15 protein-coding genes and 1 tRNA gene are annotated in these 16,448 nt (G+C 57.6%); 8 read left to right on the top strand and 8 right to left on the bottom strand.

Translation table 11 applies throughout. The annotated features are described in order from the left end of the window. Positions 1–128 precede the first annotated feature (128 nt). Positions 129–212 (bottom strand) — tRNA-Leu (locus BUB72_RS05075). A 157-nt stretch (positions 213–369) separates the two neighbouring features. On the opposite strand from BUB72_RS05075, the gene BUB72_RS05070 reads away from it, so the two are divergent. After that, positions 370–888 (top strand): glutathione peroxidase, encoded by a 519-nt coding sequence (locus tag BUB72_RS05070; RefSeq protein ID WP_073141283.1) that lies wholly within the window; start codon positions 370–372, stop codon positions 886–888. On the opposite strand, the gene BUB72_RS05065 is transcribed toward BUB72_RS05070, so the two are convergent. The 3 genes from BUB72_RS05065 to ypfJ all read right to left on the bottom strand — a co-directional run bounded on the left by BUB72_RS05065 (position 885) and on the right by ypfJ (position 3,804). Beyond that, on the bottom strand, positions 885–2,237 hold the full coding sequence (locus BUB72_RS05065; RefSeq protein WP_073141282.1) for a TRAP transporter large permease: 1,353 nt from the start codon (positions 2,235–2,237) through the stop codon (positions 885–887). The genes BUB72_RS05070 and BUB72_RS05065 overlap by 4 nt on opposite strands. Further along, on the bottom strand, positions 2,234–2,818 hold the full coding sequence (locus BUB72_RS05060) for a TRAP transporter small permease (protein ID WP_073141281.1): 585 nt from the start codon (positions 2,816–2,818) through the stop codon (positions 2,234–2,236). The genes BUB72_RS05065 and BUB72_RS05060 overlap by 4 nt, the downstream gene beginning before the upstream one ends. Before the next feature lie 125 nt (positions 2,819–2,943). Next, positions 2,944–3,804 (bottom strand): KPN_02809 family neutral zinc metallopeptidase, encoded by an 861-nt coding sequence (gene ypfJ / locus BUB72_RS05055; protein ID WP_073141280.1) that lies wholly within the window; start codon positions 3,802–3,804, stop codon positions 2,944–2,946. A gap of 119 nt (positions 3,805–3,923) precedes the next feature. Here ypfJ and BUB72_RS05050 point away from each other — a divergent pair, with 119 nt between their 5' ends. The 6 genes from BUB72_RS05050 to gluQRS all read left to right on the top strand — a co-directional run bounded on the left by BUB72_RS05050 (position 3,924) and on the right by gluQRS (position 10,799). Continuing rightward, positions 3,924–4,499, top strand: a complete 576-nt coding sequence (locus BUB72_RS05050; RefSeq protein ID WP_073141278.1) for a YqaA family protein — start codon at positions 3,924–3,926, stop codon at positions 4,497–4,499. After that, the gene (locus BUB72_RS05045; protein WP_073141276.1) at positions 4,496–4,960 is read left to right on the top strand and encodes a disulfide bond formation protein B; all 465 of its coding nucleotides are present in this window, start codon (positions 4,496–4,498) and stop codon (positions 4,958–4,960) included. The genes BUB72_RS05050 and BUB72_RS05045 overlap by 4 nt, the downstream gene beginning before the upstream one ends. A gap of 132 nt (positions 4,961–5,092) precedes the next feature. Further along, positions 5,093–7,849, top strand: coding sequence for a DNA gyrase subunit A (gyrA, locus tag BUB72_RS05040; RefSeq protein ID WP_073141274.1), 2,757 nt, complete (start codon positions 5,093–5,095; stop codon positions 7,847–7,849). Between the two features lie 89 nt (positions 7,850–7,938). Next, positions 7,939–9,297 carry a methylenetetrahydrofolate--tRNA-(uracil(54)-C(5))-methyltransferase (FADH(2)-oxidizing) TrmFO gene (trmFO, locus tag BUB72_RS05035; protein ID WP_073141725.1) on the top strand — a complete coding sequence of 453 codons (1,359 nt, stop codon included), beginning with the start codon at positions 7,939–7,941 and terminating at the stop codon, positions 9,295–9,297. A 21-nt stretch (positions 9,298–9,318) separates the two neighbouring features. Next, positions 9,319–9,930 (top strand): class I SAM-dependent DNA methyltransferase, encoded by a 612-nt coding sequence (locus BUB72_RS05030; protein WP_073141272.1) that lies wholly within the window; start codon positions 9,319–9,321, stop codon positions 9,928–9,930. Beyond that, a complete protein-coding gene (gene gluQRS / locus BUB72_RS05025; RefSeq protein WP_073141270.1) occupies positions 9,927–10,799 on the top strand; it encodes a tRNA glutamyl-Q(34) synthetase GluQRS in 873 nt (290 codons plus the stop codon). The genes BUB72_RS05030 and gluQRS overlap by 4 nt, the downstream gene beginning before the upstream one ends. A 47-nt stretch (positions 10,800–10,846) precedes the next feature. On the opposite strand, the gene hisI is transcribed toward gluQRS, so the two are convergent. Continuing rightward, positions 10,847–11,209, bottom strand: coding sequence for a phosphoribosyl-AMP cyclohydrolase (gene hisI, locus BUB72_RS05020; RefSeq protein ID WP_073141268.1), 363 nt, complete (start codon positions 11,207–11,209; stop codon positions 10,847–10,849). Between the two features lie 79 nt (positions 11,210–11,288). Here hisI and BUB72_RS05015 point away from each other — a divergent pair, with 79 nt between their 5' ends. Next, positions 11,289–11,741 carry an iron-sulfur cluster assembly scaffold protein gene (locus BUB72_RS05015; protein ID WP_073141266.1) on the top strand — a complete coding sequence of 151 codons (453 nt, stop codon included), beginning with the start codon at positions 11,289–11,291 and terminating at the stop codon, positions 11,739–11,741. Positions 11,742–11,916: 175 nt separating this feature from the next. Here BUB72_RS05015 and BUB72_RS19165 read toward each other — a convergent pair whose 3' ends face one another. The 3 genes from BUB72_RS19165 to ligA all read right to left on the bottom strand — a co-directional run bounded on the left by BUB72_RS19165 (position 11,917) and on the right by ligA (position 16,398). Then, positions 11,917–12,039, bottom strand: coding sequence for a hypothetical protein (locus BUB72_RS19165; RefSeq protein WP_281245115.1), 123 nt, complete (start codon positions 12,037–12,039; stop codon positions 11,917–11,919). A 121-nt stretch (positions 12,040–12,160) separates the two neighbouring features. Beyond that, positions 12,161–14,251 (bottom strand): ATP-dependent DNA helicase RecG, encoded by a 2,091-nt coding sequence (gene recG, locus BUB72_RS05010; protein WP_073141264.1) that lies wholly within the window; start codon positions 14,249–14,251, stop codon positions 12,161–12,163. A 5-nt stretch (positions 14,252–14,256) separates the two neighbouring features. Next, positions 14,257–16,398, bottom strand: coding sequence for an NAD-dependent DNA ligase LigA (gene ligA, locus BUB72_RS05005; protein WP_073141262.1), 2,142 nt, complete (start codon positions 16,396–16,398; stop codon positions 14,257–14,259). Between the last annotated feature and the right edge of the window lie 50 nt (positions 16,399–16,448).

Here is a 16,448-nt window from a genome sequence, read left to right as displayed (position 1 = left end):
GCCCGAATCCCGCCATACTGTTGGCAAAGTCTGCACATCATTTGGTTAACCGACCAGATTTCAGCGAATTCTAACTAGCCTGTGGATAAGTCCACGGTCATCTGGCTGATAAATGTCCGGGGAAATAATGGTACCCGAGGTCGGACTCGAACCGACACGCCTCTCGGCAACAGATTTTGAATCTGTCGTGTCTACCATTCCACCACTCGGGCCCCTTGTCTCGTATGGCAGCGCGGTAGTCGCCACCAGAGGTGCGTGCGGTGTAGCCAAAGCGATCAGGCGCGTCAATTCGTGGAACGCATTATCGTGACGTTTTTGATACTTCAATTTTGAGACCTACCTATAATGGTAGAAACAGGAGACACGACCATGCGCACCCTACTCAGCTTCACCGCCGCCCTAATGTTGCAAACAGGCGCTGTACTGGCGTTTACCTTCCCGAACATTGATGGCGGCGAGATCGACCTTGATAAGTGGGCGGGTCGCCCGGTGCTGATCGCGAACACCGCATCCCTGTGTGCGTTCACCAAGCAATATGACGATCTCCAAGCTCTCTATGACACCTACAAAGCAAAGGGATTGGTCGTCCTTGCTGTCCCCTCGGACGATTTCAAGCAGGAACTCGCAAGCTCTGAAGAGGTGAAAGAATTCTGTGCGGTTAATTTTGCGCTGGATCTGCCAATGACCCATGTCACACATGTCCGCGGCGCGCAGGCGCACCCGTTTTACAAGGACGTTAAAGCCCAGACCGGTTTCACTCCACGCTGGAACTTCAACAAAGTACTTCTGGACGGATCAGGCAAAGTCGTCGCGACATTCGGCTCTGGCGCTAATCCGATGGGGCGCAGCATTCGCAGCCAGATTGACGCGTTGCTCTCCGGCTCCTAGAACATCACCCCGACCAGCCACAATGTGAGGCCGGGAAACGCCACCAGCACGACGACACGCACCAGATCGGACGCAACAAACGGCAAAACGCCGCGATAGGTCTGCGAAATCGGAATGTCCCTGCCCACTTGATTGATGATGAACAGGTTCATCCCCACCGGAGGCGTGATCAACCCCACCTCAACTACGATCAGCGCAAGGATCCCGAACCAGATCGCCGTTTGCTCTGCCCCCATCCCAAAGTCCAGCGACTCGATGATCGGGAAGAAAATCGGGATGGTCAGCAAAATCATCGACAGGCTGTCCATGACACAGCCGAAGATCAGGTAACATAGCAACATCGCAATCAGCACCGTCATCGGCGCGAAGCCCTGCACCGAAACCCACTCGGCCATCGCCTGCGGGGCTTGAGTGAAGGCAAGAAACGAATTGAACACCTGTGCTCCGAAGATGATCAGGAAGATCATCGCCGAGGATTGTGCCGTCTCCAGAATGGAGGCCTTGAAGCCATCCCAATCCAGGCCGCCTGTGGCGATGCCATATAGTCCAGTCGCGACCGCACCGACAGCGGCCCCTTCCGTTGGTGTGAACAGGGCCTGAACTCCCGGCTTGAACCAGTTCCAGTCCGCCGCAATTCCCCCCATGACGAGCACAAAGATCAGCACAACCGGCCATACCTTGATCAGTGTACGAAACCGTGCCTTGATCGGCTTGCGCTCTGCAACCGGGCCGGATCCGGGTTTCACCCGCACATAGATGGCGACGGTCAGCATGTAGCCAAGGGCCGCAAGTATACCGGGGATCAGCGCGCCGATGAACATTTTCACAATGTTCTGCTCTGTCAGGATGGCGTAGATCACCAGAATTATCGACGGCGGGATCAGAATACCCAACGTGCCCCCGGCGGCCAACACGCCTGTGCTCAAAGCGTCGGAATAGCCGCGCTTGCGCATTTCAGGCAGGGCGACATGACCCATCGTGCTCGCGGTGGCCAAGGACGAGCCGCAGACAGCCCCGAACCCGGCACAAGCCCCGACAGCCGCCATGGCCACCCCGCCCTTTCGATGTCCCAGCCAGTCGGAAGCTGCGTTAAACAAGGCGGAACTCATGCCCGACTTGGTGGCAAACTGCCCCATCAACAAGAACAGTGGCACGATGGTCAGCGAGTAGCTGGAAAACGTGTCGTAGGTTAAGGTCTTCATCTGACTGAGTGTGGCAGAGGGTCGGCCCAGCACCACCCAAGTCCCCAGAAAACCTGCCGCAAACATCGCAATACCGATGGGAATGCGCAGGAAGATCCCCACAAGCATGAGGCCAAAGCCGGACAGGGCCAGTTCCAAGCCGCTCATATCGCGGTTTCCCTACCGGTCAAAACCCAGTTCAACGCCCGCCACACGGTGTAGAGGCTGACGACAAAGAACAACGCCGCTCCGATTGTTGACAGCCCGAAGGGGATCCAGACGGGCAGCTGCAATTCATAGGTTGTTTCAGGATAGTAGGGTTTGACCCCCATGCCGAAGGCGGTGCGAAACGTCTCTGAACCGTATGGGAATTTCTCCGCAAACCCCAAATAGAGCCGCCAGAATATCAGCCCCGCGACCACAGCAACGGCCAGATCACCTATCAAGCCGAATACGGCCTTCGCTCGCGCAGGCATCCGGTCAACCAAGACGTCGACCGTAACGTGGCCGCGGTTTAGCTGGCACCACGGCAGAAATGCAAAAATTGCGATCGCGCAGGCGGTTTCGACCAGCTCGAAATCGCCCCTGACGGGTCCTAGCCCTGCAAACAGGAAAAACCGCCCGATAATGGAGGCGACGGTCACCAAGGCTGCGCCGACAAGCACTAGCCCGCCGACAATCGCCAACATACGGCATACTGCCTCAAGCACGCGTCCCACGCGGGTTTCGAATTCTGAGGCTAGAGCCATGCGTTCCTCTTACATCCGCGCAAGACTGCGAGCGCTATGCGCGGAGCTAAGGGGTATTTTCGCCCCGGTGAGGTCACGATGCGACATAGGATTGTTGATTTGCGCGATGACGCCAATCCCTTGCGTTAAAGACGGTCGGTGCTGAACGTATCGCAGCTTTGCACCGTCGCCTTCTCATAGCCTGTGGCGAACCAGCGCTGGCGCTGCTCCGACGTGCCATGCGTGAAGCTGTGCGGATTTGGCCTGCGGCCTGCGTTACGCTGCAACGTATCATCACCGATCTGCTTTGCTGCATTGATGGCCTCTTTCAGGTCACCTTTTTCAAGCGAGTTGAACCGCGCTTGCGCATAGCGCGCCCAAACGCCTGACAGGCAATCGGCCTGAAGCTCGATACGCACCGAAATTGCGTTGCTCTCTGCCTGGCTCACTTGTTGCCGGATTTTGTTTGCCTGCCCCAGAATGCCCAGCTCGTTTTGAACATGGTGGGCAATCTCGTGGGCCACGACATAAGCGGCAGCAAAATCACCCGATGCGCCCATGCGGCGCGACAAGGTCGTGAAGAATTCGGTGTCGAGATAGGCTTTCTTGTCTGCGGGGCAGTAGAACGGTCCCGATGCGCCGGATGCGCCACCACAGGGGCTTTGCGTACCGCCTTTGAACAGAACCAGCGTTGCGGGCTTATACGGACGCCCCACCTGCTCGTTGAAAATCTCGGCCCAGACTTCTTCGGTATCGCCCAAAACAACCGATACAAACTCACCCGCCTGTTTGTCGGCTTCGGTGATCTCTCCGCCCTGAGACGCAACCTGCCCGCCGCCCGAACTTTGCAGCAGAGGCGTGACATCGACGCCTAGGAAATACCCGATCACCAGAACCGCGATGATGCCAACGCCGCCGATGCCACCGGCTTTGCCGCCACGCCCCATGCCGGATTGCATACGGCGGTCTTCAATATTGCGGCTGGTTCGCCGACCTTTCCAACGCATCTGAGCGCTCCTCTTACTAGACTTGGCGTCTTTCTAGGGCCATGGTGTTACGAAGGCAAACTACCCGTAGGCAGCGCGCATATATAAGCGAGCGCTTTTGAGGCGAAGCAGGACTTGAGATGAAGCGACTATATCACTGGACTCTGTCCCTGGCGGATCATCCATACGCTATATGGGCGCTTATCGTCGTGGCGTTCGCGGAAAGCTCGTTCTTCCCTATCCCCCCTGATATCTTGATGATCCCGATGATTATCGCGCGTCCGAACAAAGCGTTCCTGATCGCGGGCATCGCAATGGCCGCTTCGGTCACCGGCGGGCTGTTGGGATATGCCATCGGGGCGCTCGCATTTGAGCAGGTCGGACGCCCAATTCTCGAAGCGCTAGGAAAAGGCGACACCGCGTTGGAATTCAACGCCCGCTTTAACGATATGGGATTCTGGCCCGTCCTTATCGCGGGGCTGACCCCGTTTCCCTATAAGGTCATCACGATAATGTCAGGGTGGACCGGGATGCCTTTGGGTACGTTCCTTGTTACCTCCATCATCGCTCGCGGCGGTCGCTTTTTCATTGTCGCCGGTTTGCTGTGGAAATTCGGCGACCCCATTCGCGACTTTATCGAGAAGCGACTGGGGCTGGCCCTCACACTCTTTCTTCTCGTCCTATTGGGCGGCTTTGCATTGGTGAAATTCATATGAGCATGACACGCGCACAGATCGTAACCACGGCCGCTGGTGGCTCGGTGCTGCTTTTAGGCGGGGCGTTCCTGTTTCAGATTGCCGGTTACCCACCTTGCGAGATGTGTCTGTGGCAACGCTGGCCTCATGCTTTCGCTTTCGTCATCGGTATTGCATTTCTGGTGATCCCAAATCGCTTGCTGGCCTTGCTGGGGGCCTTGGCAGCCGCAACGACGGGCCTGATCGGTATGTATCATGCAGGTGTCGAGCAGAAATGGTGGAGTGGCCCGTCCACCTGCACATCCGGCGACATTTCAAATTTGACGCCAGAGCAACTGCTGGAACAAATCATGGCAGCCCCCTTGGTGCGGTGTGACGAAATCCCGTGGGCGTTGGCCGGCATTTCAATGGCGGGTTGGAACGCAATTATCTCGCTGTTTCTGGCAGGGCTTTGGATCGTCGCGGCCCGCAGAAGCGACTGACCCAAGCCTTCCGGAGCATGCGCAAGGCTCATTCGGGCCACCCCCATTGCACCCTAAACCTAGGTTGGGCTATAGTGCCGACAACTAGATATAGACGCCTTGAGGCGCTTCCAACACGAGATCGGACGCAACGTGAACGACACGCCGGAAACCCCTGAAAACGAAGAAGAAAACACGCCGCAGCGGATGCATCACGACGGGCCGCAGATCAATATTGCCGACGAGATGAAAACCTCGTTCCTAGAATATGCAATGAGTGTGATTATTTCGCGTGCGATTCCCGACCTGCGCGACGGCCTCAAGCCGGTCCACCGCCGTATTCTTTACGCCATGCACGAGACCGGCAACACGCATGACAAATCTTACAAGAAATCCGCCCGACCGGTGGGCGACGTCATGGGTAAATACCACCCGCACGGTGACAGTGCGATCTACGACGCGCTTGTGCGGATGGCGCAAGATTTCTCCATGTCGCTACCGCTTCTGGATGGTCAGGGCAACTTCGGGTCCATGGACGGCGATAACCCCGCCGCGATGCGCTATACCGAAGTGCGCATGGACAAGCCTGCGGGCTCCCTGCTCGCTGATATCGAAAAAGACACCGTCGACTTTCAAGACAATTACGACGGCAAGGACCGCGAGCCGACCGTTCTTCCGGCGCGTTTCCCGAACATGCTGGTTAACGGCGCGGGCGGTATTGCCGTGGGTATGGCGACGAACATTCCACCGCACAATCTGGGCGAGGTGATTGACGCGACGCTGGCGCTGATTGAAAGCCCCGATCTGGACGAGCATCAGTTGATGGAATACGTCCCTGCCCCCGACTTCCCGACGGGTGGCATCATTCTTGGCCGCTCGGGCGCGATCAAGGCGTATACCGAGGGTCGCGGCTCTGTCATCGTCCGCTCCAAAACCCATGTGGAAGAAATCCGCAAAGATCGCTTCGCCATCATCATCACCGAGATCCCGTATCAGGTGAACAAAGCGACGATGATCGAGCGGATCGCCGAAACAGCCCGTGACAAGAAGATCGAAGGCATCAGCCACGTCCAAGACGAATCCGACCGCGTCGGTGTTCGCGTTGTTGTGGAGCTGAAACGCGACGCAACTGCCGAGGTTGTGCTGAACCAGTTGTTCCGGTTCACCCCGATGCAAACCAGCTTTGCCTGCAACATGCTGGCGCTGAATGGTGGCAAGCCCGAGCAACTGACCCTGCGCACGTTCCTGACAAACTTCGTGGCCTTCCGTGAGGAAGTCGTCGCCCGCCGCACCGCGTTCGAGCTGCGCAAAGCACGCGAACGCAGCCATATCCTGTGTGGTCTAGCCGTCGCCGTGACCAATATCGACGAAATCGTTGCTACGATCCGGTCCTCCAGCGACGCTGCCGAGGCCCGTAGCCGCCTGATGACCCGTGCTTGGCCTGCCGCTGACATCGCCCAGTATATCAAGCTGATCGACGACCCGACCCATACGGTCAACGAGGACGGCACTTATCATCTTTCCGAGACCCAGGCCCGCGCCATTCTGGAGTTGCGTCTGCAGCGCCTTACCCAGATTGGTGTCAAGGAAGTCACGGACGAGTTGGAAGAGCTTGCCAAGAAGATCACCGAATACCTCGCCATCCTGCGCTCCCGCGAGCGGATCATGGAGATCATTAGCGACGAGCTGAAAGAGGTCAAAGAGCAATTCGCCGTCCCCCGCCGCACCGAGATCGTGGACTGGTCTGGCGACATGGAAGACGAAGACCTGATCGAGAAAGAGGACATGGTCGTCACGATCACCCAATCGGGTTGGATCAAGCGCACCCCTCTGGCCGAATTCCGCGCGCAACGTCGCGGCGGCAAGGGCCTGTCAGGCATGTCCACCAAGGATGACGATGTGGTCACGCAATTGTTCGTAGCCAATACCCACACGCAACTGCTGTTCTTCACCACGGACGGCATGGCCTACAAGCTCAAGACATGGCGCTTGCCGCAAGGCGGTCGCACCGCCAAGGGCAAGGCCATCGTCAACATTCTGCCGATACCGACCGGTGTGTCCATCGCGGCCATCATGCCGGTGGACCGCGACGAGGCGGACTGGGGCGACCTGCAGATCGTGTTTGCAACGACCGCAGGCGATATCCGTCGCAACGCGCTGTCGGACTTCACCAATGTCATGCGCAACGGCAAGATCGCGATGAAGCTGCCCGAGGGTGTGGAATTGGTAAACGCCCGCATCTGCGATGAAAATGACGACGTCATGCTGATCACCAATGCGGGCCGTGCGATCCGCTTCTCGTCGACGGATGTGCGGGTCTTCTCGTCGCGCAACTCGACAGGTGTGCGGGGCATCCGGCTGAAAGACGGCCAGCGCGTTGTCTCCATGTCGGTCATCCGGCACTTTGAGGCAGACCCGTCCGAGCGCACTGCATATCTTAAAATGCGGCGTGCAATCATGGGCTTGGCCGATGATGCTGAAGTAGAAGATGAAGAAGCACCGGCAGGCGACATCACGCCGGAACGCTACGCCGAGATGTCCGCCTATGAGGATTTGATCCTGACCATCACCAAAGGCGGCGCAGGCAAGCTAAGCTCGTCTCACGACTACCCTGTGCGTGGTCGCGGCGGCATGGGCGTCACAGCCATGGACAAGGCGATGCGCGGTGGTGAGATCATCGCCTCCTTCCCGGTCGAGATGGGGGACCAGATCATGCTGGCAACCTCGAAAGGCCAGTCGATCCGCTGTCCTGTTGACGGTATTTCGTTCCGCTCCCGCTCTGCGGGTGGTGTGAAAGTCTTCGATACTGGCAAGGGCGAAGAGGTCGTCTCTGTCGCCTACATCGCTGATCAGGGTGACGAAGACAGCGACGCGGATGAGGCACCGGAGGCCACAACCGACGAAAGCTAAGCGCTTCTCAACGATTTCGCAGATGGCCACCTTAATCGGGTGGCCATTTTGCTTTTGTGCTTGGCTCCGCGCTGCGCTACATCCCCCTCATGACAGATAGCATCCTCAACATCATCGGTGGCGGCATGGCGGGTTCCGAAGCCGCTTGGCAGGCCGCGAATATGGGCGTCAAAGTGGTCATCCACGAGATGCGCCCCAAGGTCGAAACCTTCGCCCACCGCACCGGCGATCTGGCGGAGATGGTGTGCTCCAACTCCTTCCGCTCCGACGATAGCGAGCAGAACGCCGTGGGGTTGCTTCATTGGGAGATGCGTCAGGCCGGTGGCATCATCATGGAGATGGCCGATAAACACGCCCTGCCCGCTGGTGGCGCACTGGCCGTGGACCGCGACCCGTTTGCACAATCCGTCACAGAGAAGCTGAAAAGTCACCCCAACATTTCGGTGTCTTACGAACCGGTTAACGAGTTGCCGATCGATGGAAGCTGGATCATCGCGACGGGACCGCTGACATCGCCGGAATTGGCAAACGCGATCGCGGCTGAAACGGGTCAAGATGCCTTGGCCTTCTTCGATGCCATCGCACCAATTATCTATTTCGATACCATTAATATGGAAAAGGCGTGGTTCCAGTCCCGCTACGACAAGGGTGAAACAGAAGAAGACCGCACGGCCTATCTCAACTGCCCGATGGACAAAGAAACCTACGAAGCCTTCATCGACGCGCTTCTGGCGGCAGAGAAGACCGAGTTCAAAGAGGGCGAAACCGCAGGTTATTTCGATGGCTGCCTGCCTATCGAGGTGATGGCGGAACGTGGTCGCGAAACCTTGCGCTATGGGCCGATGAAGCCGGTCGGGCTGACCAACCCGCACCAGCCGACCATCAAAGCGCATGCCATTGTGCAGCTGCGCCGCGACAATGCGCTTGGCACCTTGTTCAACATCGTAGGTTTTCAAACCAAGATGAAATACGGGGCTCAGAAAGACGTGCTACGGATGATCCCCGGCCTAGAGGACGCTGAGTTCGCGCGCCTTGGCGGCATTCACCGCAACACCTTCATCAATTCGCCCACCCTGCTGGACGCGCAGATGCGCATGAAGTCGAAGCCAAATCTGCGTTTTGCCGGTCAGATCACTGGCGTCGAAGGATATGTTGAATCCGCCGCGATGGGCCTTCTGGCAGGACGTTACGCCGCCGCAGAGCTTCTGGGCCGCGAGTTGAGCACACCTGCGCCGGAAACAGCAATGGGTGCACTGGTGACGCACATCACAGGCGGCGCGGAGGCGAAGACTTTCCAGCCGATGAATGTAAACTTCGGCCTCTTCCCACCTGTGGTTGATGCCAAAACAGGCCGCAAAAATCGCGCTACCCGCTATAAAATGTACACGGATCGCGCCAAAGCAGCCTGGACAAGCTGGCTCGAAGACGCCCGGCTGGACGCGGCCTAAGGAATTTGCCACGCTAAGCGGATGGCAGACAAGTTTCTTGATAAAGTCTATGGCACCACCGACGCGGGCGCGACGCGCAAGCTCTACGATGATTGGTCGGAGAGTTACGATATCGAGATCGCAGAGAACGGCTATCAGACGCCTGCACGCCTCGCCCGGGCAATGGCGCAAAATTGCCGTGATTTGAACCAACCGCTTCTGGATTACGGATGCGGCACCGGATTATCTGCGGGTCAGCTTCAGACCGCGGGGTTCTCTACGATTGACGGTGCCGACCCTTCTGCCGGAATGCTCGCTCAGGCACGAAAAACACGCCATTTCCGCAATCTAATCAAGCTGGACCTGTCACAACCTTTACCGTTCGACACGGGCGACTACCACGCAATCACAGCTATCGGCGTGATCTCGACCGGGGCCGGGCCAGCCTCGTTGATGGATACGTTGATGGACAAGCTACCTTCGGGTGGCCTGTTCGGGTTTTCCTTAAACGATCATGCGCTTGAGGATGCTGAGTACCTTGCGGGCGTTGCGCGGTTGCAAGACGCCGGCCATCTTGCGCGCGCTAAGGAATACGGCGAGCACCTGCCGAAGTTGGGCCTGAAATCCATGATCTACGTGTTCGAGAAAAAGTGACCTTCCGCACGCGCTTTGCTCCGTCACCCACAGGGCCGCTCCATCTCGGGCACGCCTATTCTGCGCTATTGGCCTATGATTTAGCGCAAGCGCAAGGCGGCGAATTCCTGCTGCGGATCGAAGATATAGACCAATCCCGCGCCCGTCTTGAATGGGAGCAACAGATCTATGATGATCTGGAATGGTTGGGGCTGTCATGGACGACGCCAGTGCTGAAACAGTCAGACCGTTTGAACCTGTATCAGGAGACGCTGACCGATCTCTGGAGGCGTGGAGTGGTTTATCAATGCCATTGCAACCGCAAAGATATTCTCGCCGCCGCCTCGGCCCCCCAAGAAGGCGGTGAGCCAACCATGGGGCCGGATGGAATCATCTACCCGGGAACATGCCGCCCCAATACGTCTTTGAATGACACAATGCCATTTCCCGAAAACGCGGCCTTGCGGCTGAACCTGTCTGTTGCAGCCACAAGCTCTCGATTGTCGTTCACTGAGCTAAGTGAAGGACCGAACGGTGAGACCGGATTAATCGAATTCAGCGCAGACGACCTAAGGAGGTCTATCGGTGACGTGGTACTTGCACGCCGCGATATTGGGACGTCTTACCACCTGTCTGTTGTGTTGGATGACGCATCGCAAGGGATCAGCCATGTCGTTCGAGGACATGATTTGTTTGAAGCAACCAAAATTCATGTCGCCTTGCAACAGCTCTTGGGATTGCCAACACCCGTTTACCATCACCACAAACTGATCCGTGACGATGCAGGTAAACGCCTCGCCAAACGCGATGATGCGCGCGCGCTTTCTAAATACCGGGCTGATGGCTACACGCCTGACGACATTCGCCACATGACCGGCCTGCCAGTCTAGGTGCTCCGCCCCGTCTCCATTTGGTCAAAAATACTCAAAATAGAACGTCACGCCTCGGGCGCCATCAGCTCGATTTCAGCGCCGTCCTTTAAGGACGTATAAAAACACACGCGCCGGTTGGTATGGCACGCAGGGCCCGTTTGACGCACAATCGCAAGCAAGCAGTCACGATCACAATCGACGCGCAAATCTACCAGCGTTTGAACATGGCCCGAGGTTTCACCCTTGACCCAAAACGCTTGCCGTGACCGCGACCAATAGGTCACTTTCTTCGTCTCCAGCGTTTGTGCTACCGCTTCCTGGTTCATCCATGCCAGCATCAGGACCTCTCCGCTGTCATGATCCTGTGCAATCACGGGCAGCAATCCCTGTTGGTTGAATGTCAGAGTCTTTGGGTCGAAGCGGGTCATGGGATTTACCTTTTGAAAACGCAGCACTAGGACTTATCTATTGTTCTGACCCCGTTGAAAAGGCCGATAGGAGCGCGAGATGTCTGAGAATACCGACCTTATCAAACTCTATTCGGGCCAAATCCTGGCGCTGGCTGCGGAAATTCCGCACACGGACCGGCTGGACTCCCCGCAAGCTACGGTCAAGCGGCGCTCGCCCTTGTGTGGCTCAACCGTGACCGTTGATATCACCATGAATGGGGATCGCGTTTCCGAGTTTGGTCAGGACGTTAAAGCCTGCGCCTTGGGGCAAGCGGCGGCCTCCGTCGTCGGTGGTGCCATTATTGGACGCACCGAAGATGAAATCCGGACCGCGCAAAGCCAGCTCAAGGCCATGCTGAAATCAGGCGGCCCTGCCCCTGATACGCCGTTCGATGGCTTGAAAGTTCTGCTACCCGCCAAGGAATTTCGCAACCGCCACGCATCTATCATGCTGGCGCTGAATGCCAGCGTTGAAGCGATAGAGCAAATTCGCAAAGCCAATTGCGCATAAAAAAAGCCGCCACGTCCGGGCGGGACGCAGCGGCCAGTCAGCTTGTCTAGTCAGGTCAGATGCGCGAACCGGGAAAGAGGCAGCCGGTAAAGTTGGGGACAATGCACATCCTGCGGTGGGTTACGGGACAAGAAACCCATCCGAGCCTAGGGAAAAGACAGCAGGCAGTTAACTCTTAGAATAGCGTGGGCATGTAAAGGGCGACGGTCATCATCACACCGATGGCAGCAATGCCCGCAGCGTCTTGCGCAAGGGCTTTGGGGGATCGGGCCAGAATGTCGCGTAGATCGTTGATCATGATGAATACTCCCTCAAGTTGTTCTCTTTGTTGCACCTTTGTTCTCATTTATCCTTAGTGCTGTAAAGAACTTTTTAAGAACATTTGCGAACAAAACGGGACACTCTTTCGAAATGTTCACCTAACCCACTGTAATTAAACGAATTGCCTTATCTTGCTCCATCAACCACAAAAGAACACGCGCCGCTTTCCCACGAGGAGAGCTCAGCGAAGGATCATCTGCCAGAAGTTTTCGCGCATCGCTTTGGGCCACGGCCATCAATGCCGACTGCCTTTCCAGGTCTGCAATTCTGAAGCGTGGTAATCCACTTTGCGCGGTGCCAATCAGATCCCCCGCACCACGAATAGCCAAATCTTCTTCCGAAATCCTGAACCCGTCCTCGGTCTCCCGCATAATGCTGAGCCGGCGTTTCGCCGTCTCCGACAACGGGTCTTGGAACAGCAACAAGCAGGTTGATGCGGCATCCCCGCGACCAACCCGACCACGCAACTGATGCAACTGGGCCAGCCCGAAACTTTCCGCCCGCTCGATCACCATGATCGTTGCATTAGGTACGTTCACCCCGACTTCGATGACTGTCGTTGCCACCAATACCGAGGTCTCACCCGCCACGAATTTCGCCATGGCAGCATCTTTCTCGGCAGGAGGCATCTGCCCGTGGACCAACCCGACCACGTCCTCACCAAGCGCTGCCCTGAGACGTTTGAACCGGTCTTCGGCTGCGGTTTTGTCGCTCAGCTCGCTTTCTTCCACTAGCGGGCAAACCCAATAGGCTTGCCGCCCTTCGGCGATGACACCGCGAAGCTTGGTGACCACCTCGTCAATGCGGCCAACCGAAACGGTCGCGGTGGTAATTGGCTTCCGTCCGGGTGGCTTTTCGTCCAGCACCGAAATATCCATGTCGCCATACTGCGCGAGCGTTAAGGAGCGTGGGATTGGTGTTGCGGTCATCACCAAGATGTCGACCGCCTTGCCTTTGGCACCCAGCTCGGACCGTTGGTTAACCCCGAAGCGATGCTGCTCGTCGACCACCGCAAGCCTGAGATCGCTGAAATCAACATCCTTCTGGAACACCGCATGAGTCCCGACCAGAACATGGATTTCACCTGCGGCCAGCGCTTTTAGTTTAGCTGCCCGATCCGCTCCTTTGTCGCGACCCGTGAGCAGTTCCAAGACGATCCCCGCATCTTCCGCCAAAGGGACAAGGCTTTCGTGGTGTTGGCGCGCAAGAATTTCGGTCGGAGCCATCATAACGCCCTGCCCGCCCGCCTCCACAGCGATCAGCAAAGCCATAAACGCCACCAGCGTTTTACCCGCCCCCACATCGCCTTGCAGCAAGCGGTTCATGCGCGTCCGTGCTTCCATGTCTGCCGAAATTTCGGCAATGGCACGTGTCTGGGCATTTGTCGGGCTGTAGGGCAACGCCTTCAAGACGCGGGACTGGTACTGTCCTGTTGCCTTGCTTGAAATCCCCGGCTTCGCGCGCACGGTGGCACGCGCCAATCCCAAGGTGAGTTGATGCGCGAACAATTCGTCATAGGCCAGCCTTTCGCGCACCGGATGGGTCGAGGTGATCTCTGACAATTGCGCAGGGCTATGCGCCGCACGGATTGCGTCGCCCCAATCCGGCCAACCCGCTTTTTTCTTTTGAGCTGGATCTACCCATTCTTCCAGCACTGGCACGCGGTCCAAAGCGGATAAGGCGGCTTTATGTATCACCCGTTGGGTGATGCCATGCGTCAGGGGATATACCGGCTCGAACGCTGGGATTTCCGCACCCCGATCCACTGGCAACATGTAATCAGGATGCACCATTTGCGCCTGCCCATCGAAAATCTCCACTTTACCCGACACCACGCGACGCTGTCCGGTCGGCAGTTGTTTTTGCAAGTAGTCGCCATGCGCGTGGAAGAACACCAGCCGGAACTCCAGTTTCTCGTCGCGGACATGCACATGATACGGGCGCCCGCGGGAGCGTGGCGGGACATGCATTCCAATTTCGACCTCGACCGTTACGACAGCGGGCAAGACCGCATCCTGAACCGAGGCTTTGACCGCACGGTCCACACCTGACTGTGGCAGGGTAAACAAAAGGTCACGCGGCTTCTCGATCCCAAGCTGCTCAAAATGCTTGGCCGTCTTCGGGCCAACGCCCTCCAACTCCGTCAGCGCGGACAATAGCGGGAATAGAATTTCGGGACGCCCCGCCATGATATTCAAGCGTCGCCGATAAGGGCGAGCCACTCGTCCTCGTCGATCACTTTGATGCCCAAACCAGCCGCTTTCGTCGCCTTGGACCCCGCACCGGGGCCTGCCACCAGCAGATCGGTTTTTGCCGAGACGCTGCCCGAGACCTTAGCCCCAAGTGCTTCGGCACGGGCTTTCGCCTCGGCCCGCGTCATCTTTTCCAAGGTGCCGGTAAAGACCACCGTTTGACCTGCGACAGGGCTTCCATTATCCGCAGGGCGGGCCACAGGCTGGATGTCCAACTCGGCGACCAAACGGGTGATCGAGGCATATTCCGCCTCTTGTGCAAATGCTTGTGTCAGGGACGCAGCCATCACTGCTCCGACACCGTCAATCGACAGCAAATCGTCCCACGCAGCACCCTCTTGTGCAGCAGCGTCGCGCATCGCCTGATCGAAATCGGGCCAATTGTTATAGTGCCGCGCCAGAAGGTTCGACGCGCTTTCCCCGACATGCCGGATGCCAAGGGCAAAGATCACGCGGTTCAACGGGATGCTCCTGCGCTCGTCAATGGCATCAAACAGGTTTCGCGCAGATGTCTCCCCCCAGCCGTCGCGGTTTTTCAGCTTGGTGAGCGACTGCGCATCGCGCGCGCGCATCGTAAATATGTCTGCGGGTTCGTGGATTTTCAGCTGGTCGTCATGGTAGAACGCTTCGACCTGTTTGGCACCAAGCCCGTCAATGTCGAACGCGCCACGGCTTACAAAATGTTTCAGCTTCTCAACGGCTTGTGCAGGGCAAATCAGCCCACCCGTGCAGCGCCGGACCGCGTCGCCTTCCTCACGGACGGCATCAGATCCGCATTCCGGACAGGTTCTGGGAAACTGGTACGGCACGGCTGTCTCCGGACGCTGAGACAGATCAACATCCGCCACTTTCGGGATCACATCACCAGCGCGGTAAACCTGCACCAGATCGCCCTCCCTGATGTCCTTGCCAGCGCGGATTTCCGCGCCATTGCTGTCCAGACCTTTGATGTAATCCTCGTTGTGCAGCGTGGCGTTGGACACTACAACGCCGCCAACGGTCACAGGCGCAAGCCGCGCCACAGGTGACAGAGCCCCCGTTCGCCCGACTTGTATCTCGATCGCTTCCAACCGGGTCCACGCCAGTTCAGCGGCAAACTTGTGGGCGATGGCCCATCTTGGTGTCGTCGAGCGGAAGCCGAGCCGACGTTGAAGCGTAAGGTCGTCCACCTTGTAGACCACCCCGTCAATATCATAGCCAAGATCGGGCCGCGCAGTCTCGATCGTTTTGTAATGCGCCACAAGTTCTGTCGGCCCGTTGCAGGTTGCGGTCAATGGGTTGATCTGGAAGCCAAGCGCGCCCAACCGCTCGATTGCTCCCATCTGGGTGTCATGCAGCGGTGCAGACAAGGCGCCCCATGCATACGCGAAGAAGGTCAAAGGGCGTGATTTCGTGATGTTCGGATCAAGCTGCCGCAACGAACCGGCGGCTGCATTTCTAGGGTTGGCGAAGCTCTTGGCACCCGCTGCTGCTTGTGCTGCGTTCAGCGCCGCAAAATCGGCGTGGCTCATATACACCTCGCCGCGCACCTCCAAGATATCCGGAGCGCCGGTTAAGCTTTGTGGGATGCTGGCAATTGTTTTGGCATTGGCGGTGACGTTTTCACCAACTTCGCCATCTCCGCGTGTCGCGGCATAGATCAGTTGCCCCTTCTCGTAACGCAGGGACAACGACAAACCGTCAATCTTCGGCTCTGCCGTGTAGGTCAAAGGGTCGGTGTCTCCCAACCCCAAATACTTCCGGATGCGCACATCGAACTCGACCACATCTTCGTCACTGAACGCATTTCCCAGCGACAGCATCCGGACTCCATGGCGAATTTTGGAGAATCCTTCCGCCAACGGCCCGCCGACCTGATCGCTTGGGCTATCGGGGCGTTTTAAGTCGGGAAACCGCTCCTCGATCACCGCGTTCCGTCGCTTGAGGGCGTCATATTCGGCGTCACTGATCGCAGGGGCGTCTTTCCCGTGGTAGTCGAGATTGGCCTGCGCCAGAACTGTCGCAAGTCGGGCCAGTTCAGCAGACGCCTGATCAGAAGTAAGATCCGCTGGCTCGATCGCCTCAACTTCGCTCGCTTGTCCCACTGACCATCCCCGATGTTTGCACCATTTGTAGATATGGCGAGAATGACAGG

It is taken from the genome of Litoreibacter ascidiaceicola, assembly GCF_900129235.1.
Classification (GTDB): Bacteria; Pseudomonadota; Alphaproteobacteria; order Rhodobacterales; family Rhodobacteraceae; genus Litoreibacter; species Litoreibacter ascidiaceicola.
Note: the sequence above shows the minus strand (reverse complement) of the source record. Positions and strands in the feature narration are given on the sequence as shown.

Coding starts and splice junctions, on each gene's coding strand:
- BUB72_RS05070 (WP_073141283.1), top strand. CDS start 370: ATGCGCACCCTACTCAGCTTCACCGCCGCCCTAATGTTGCAAACAGGC.
- BUB72_RS05065 (WP_073141282.1), bottom strand. CDS start 2,237: ATGAGCGGCTTGGAACTGGCCCTGTCCGGCTTTGGCCTCATGCTTGTG.
- BUB72_RS05060 (WP_073141281.1), bottom strand. CDS start 2,818: ATGGCTCTAGCCTCAGAATTCGAAACCCGCGTGGGACGCGTGCTTGAG.
- ypfJ (WP_073141280.1), bottom strand. CDS start 3,804: ATGCGTTGGAAAGGTCGGCGAACCAGCCGCAATATTGAAGACCGCCGT.
- BUB72_RS05050 (WP_073141278.1), top strand. CDS start 3,924: ATGAAGCGACTATATCACTGGACTCTGTCCCTGGCGGATCATCCATAC.
- BUB72_RS05045 (WP_073141276.1), top strand. CDS start 4,496: ATGAGCATGACACGCGCACAGATCGTAACCACGGCCGCTGGTGGCTCG.
- trmFO (WP_073141725.1), top strand. CDS start 7,939: ATGACAGATAGCATCCTCAACATCATCGGTGGCGGCATGGCGGGTTCC.
- BUB72_RS05030 (WP_073141272.1), top strand. CDS start 9,319: ATGGCAGACAAGTTTCTTGATAAAGTCTATGGCACCACCGACGCGGGC.
- hisI (WP_073141268.1), bottom strand. CDS start 11,209: ATGACCCGCTTCGACCCAAAGACTCTGACATTCAACCAACAGGGATTG.
- BUB72_RS05015 (WP_073141266.1), top strand. CDS start 11,289: ATGTCTGAGAATACCGACCTTATCAAACTCTATTCGGGCCAAATCCTG.
- BUB72_RS19165 (WP_281245115.1), bottom strand. CDS start 12,039: ATGATCAACGATCTACGCGACATTCTGGCCCGATCCCCCAAAGCCCTT.
- recG (WP_073141264.1), bottom strand. CDS start 14,251: ATGGCGGGGCGTCCCGAAATTCTATTCCCGCTATTGTCCGCGCTGACG.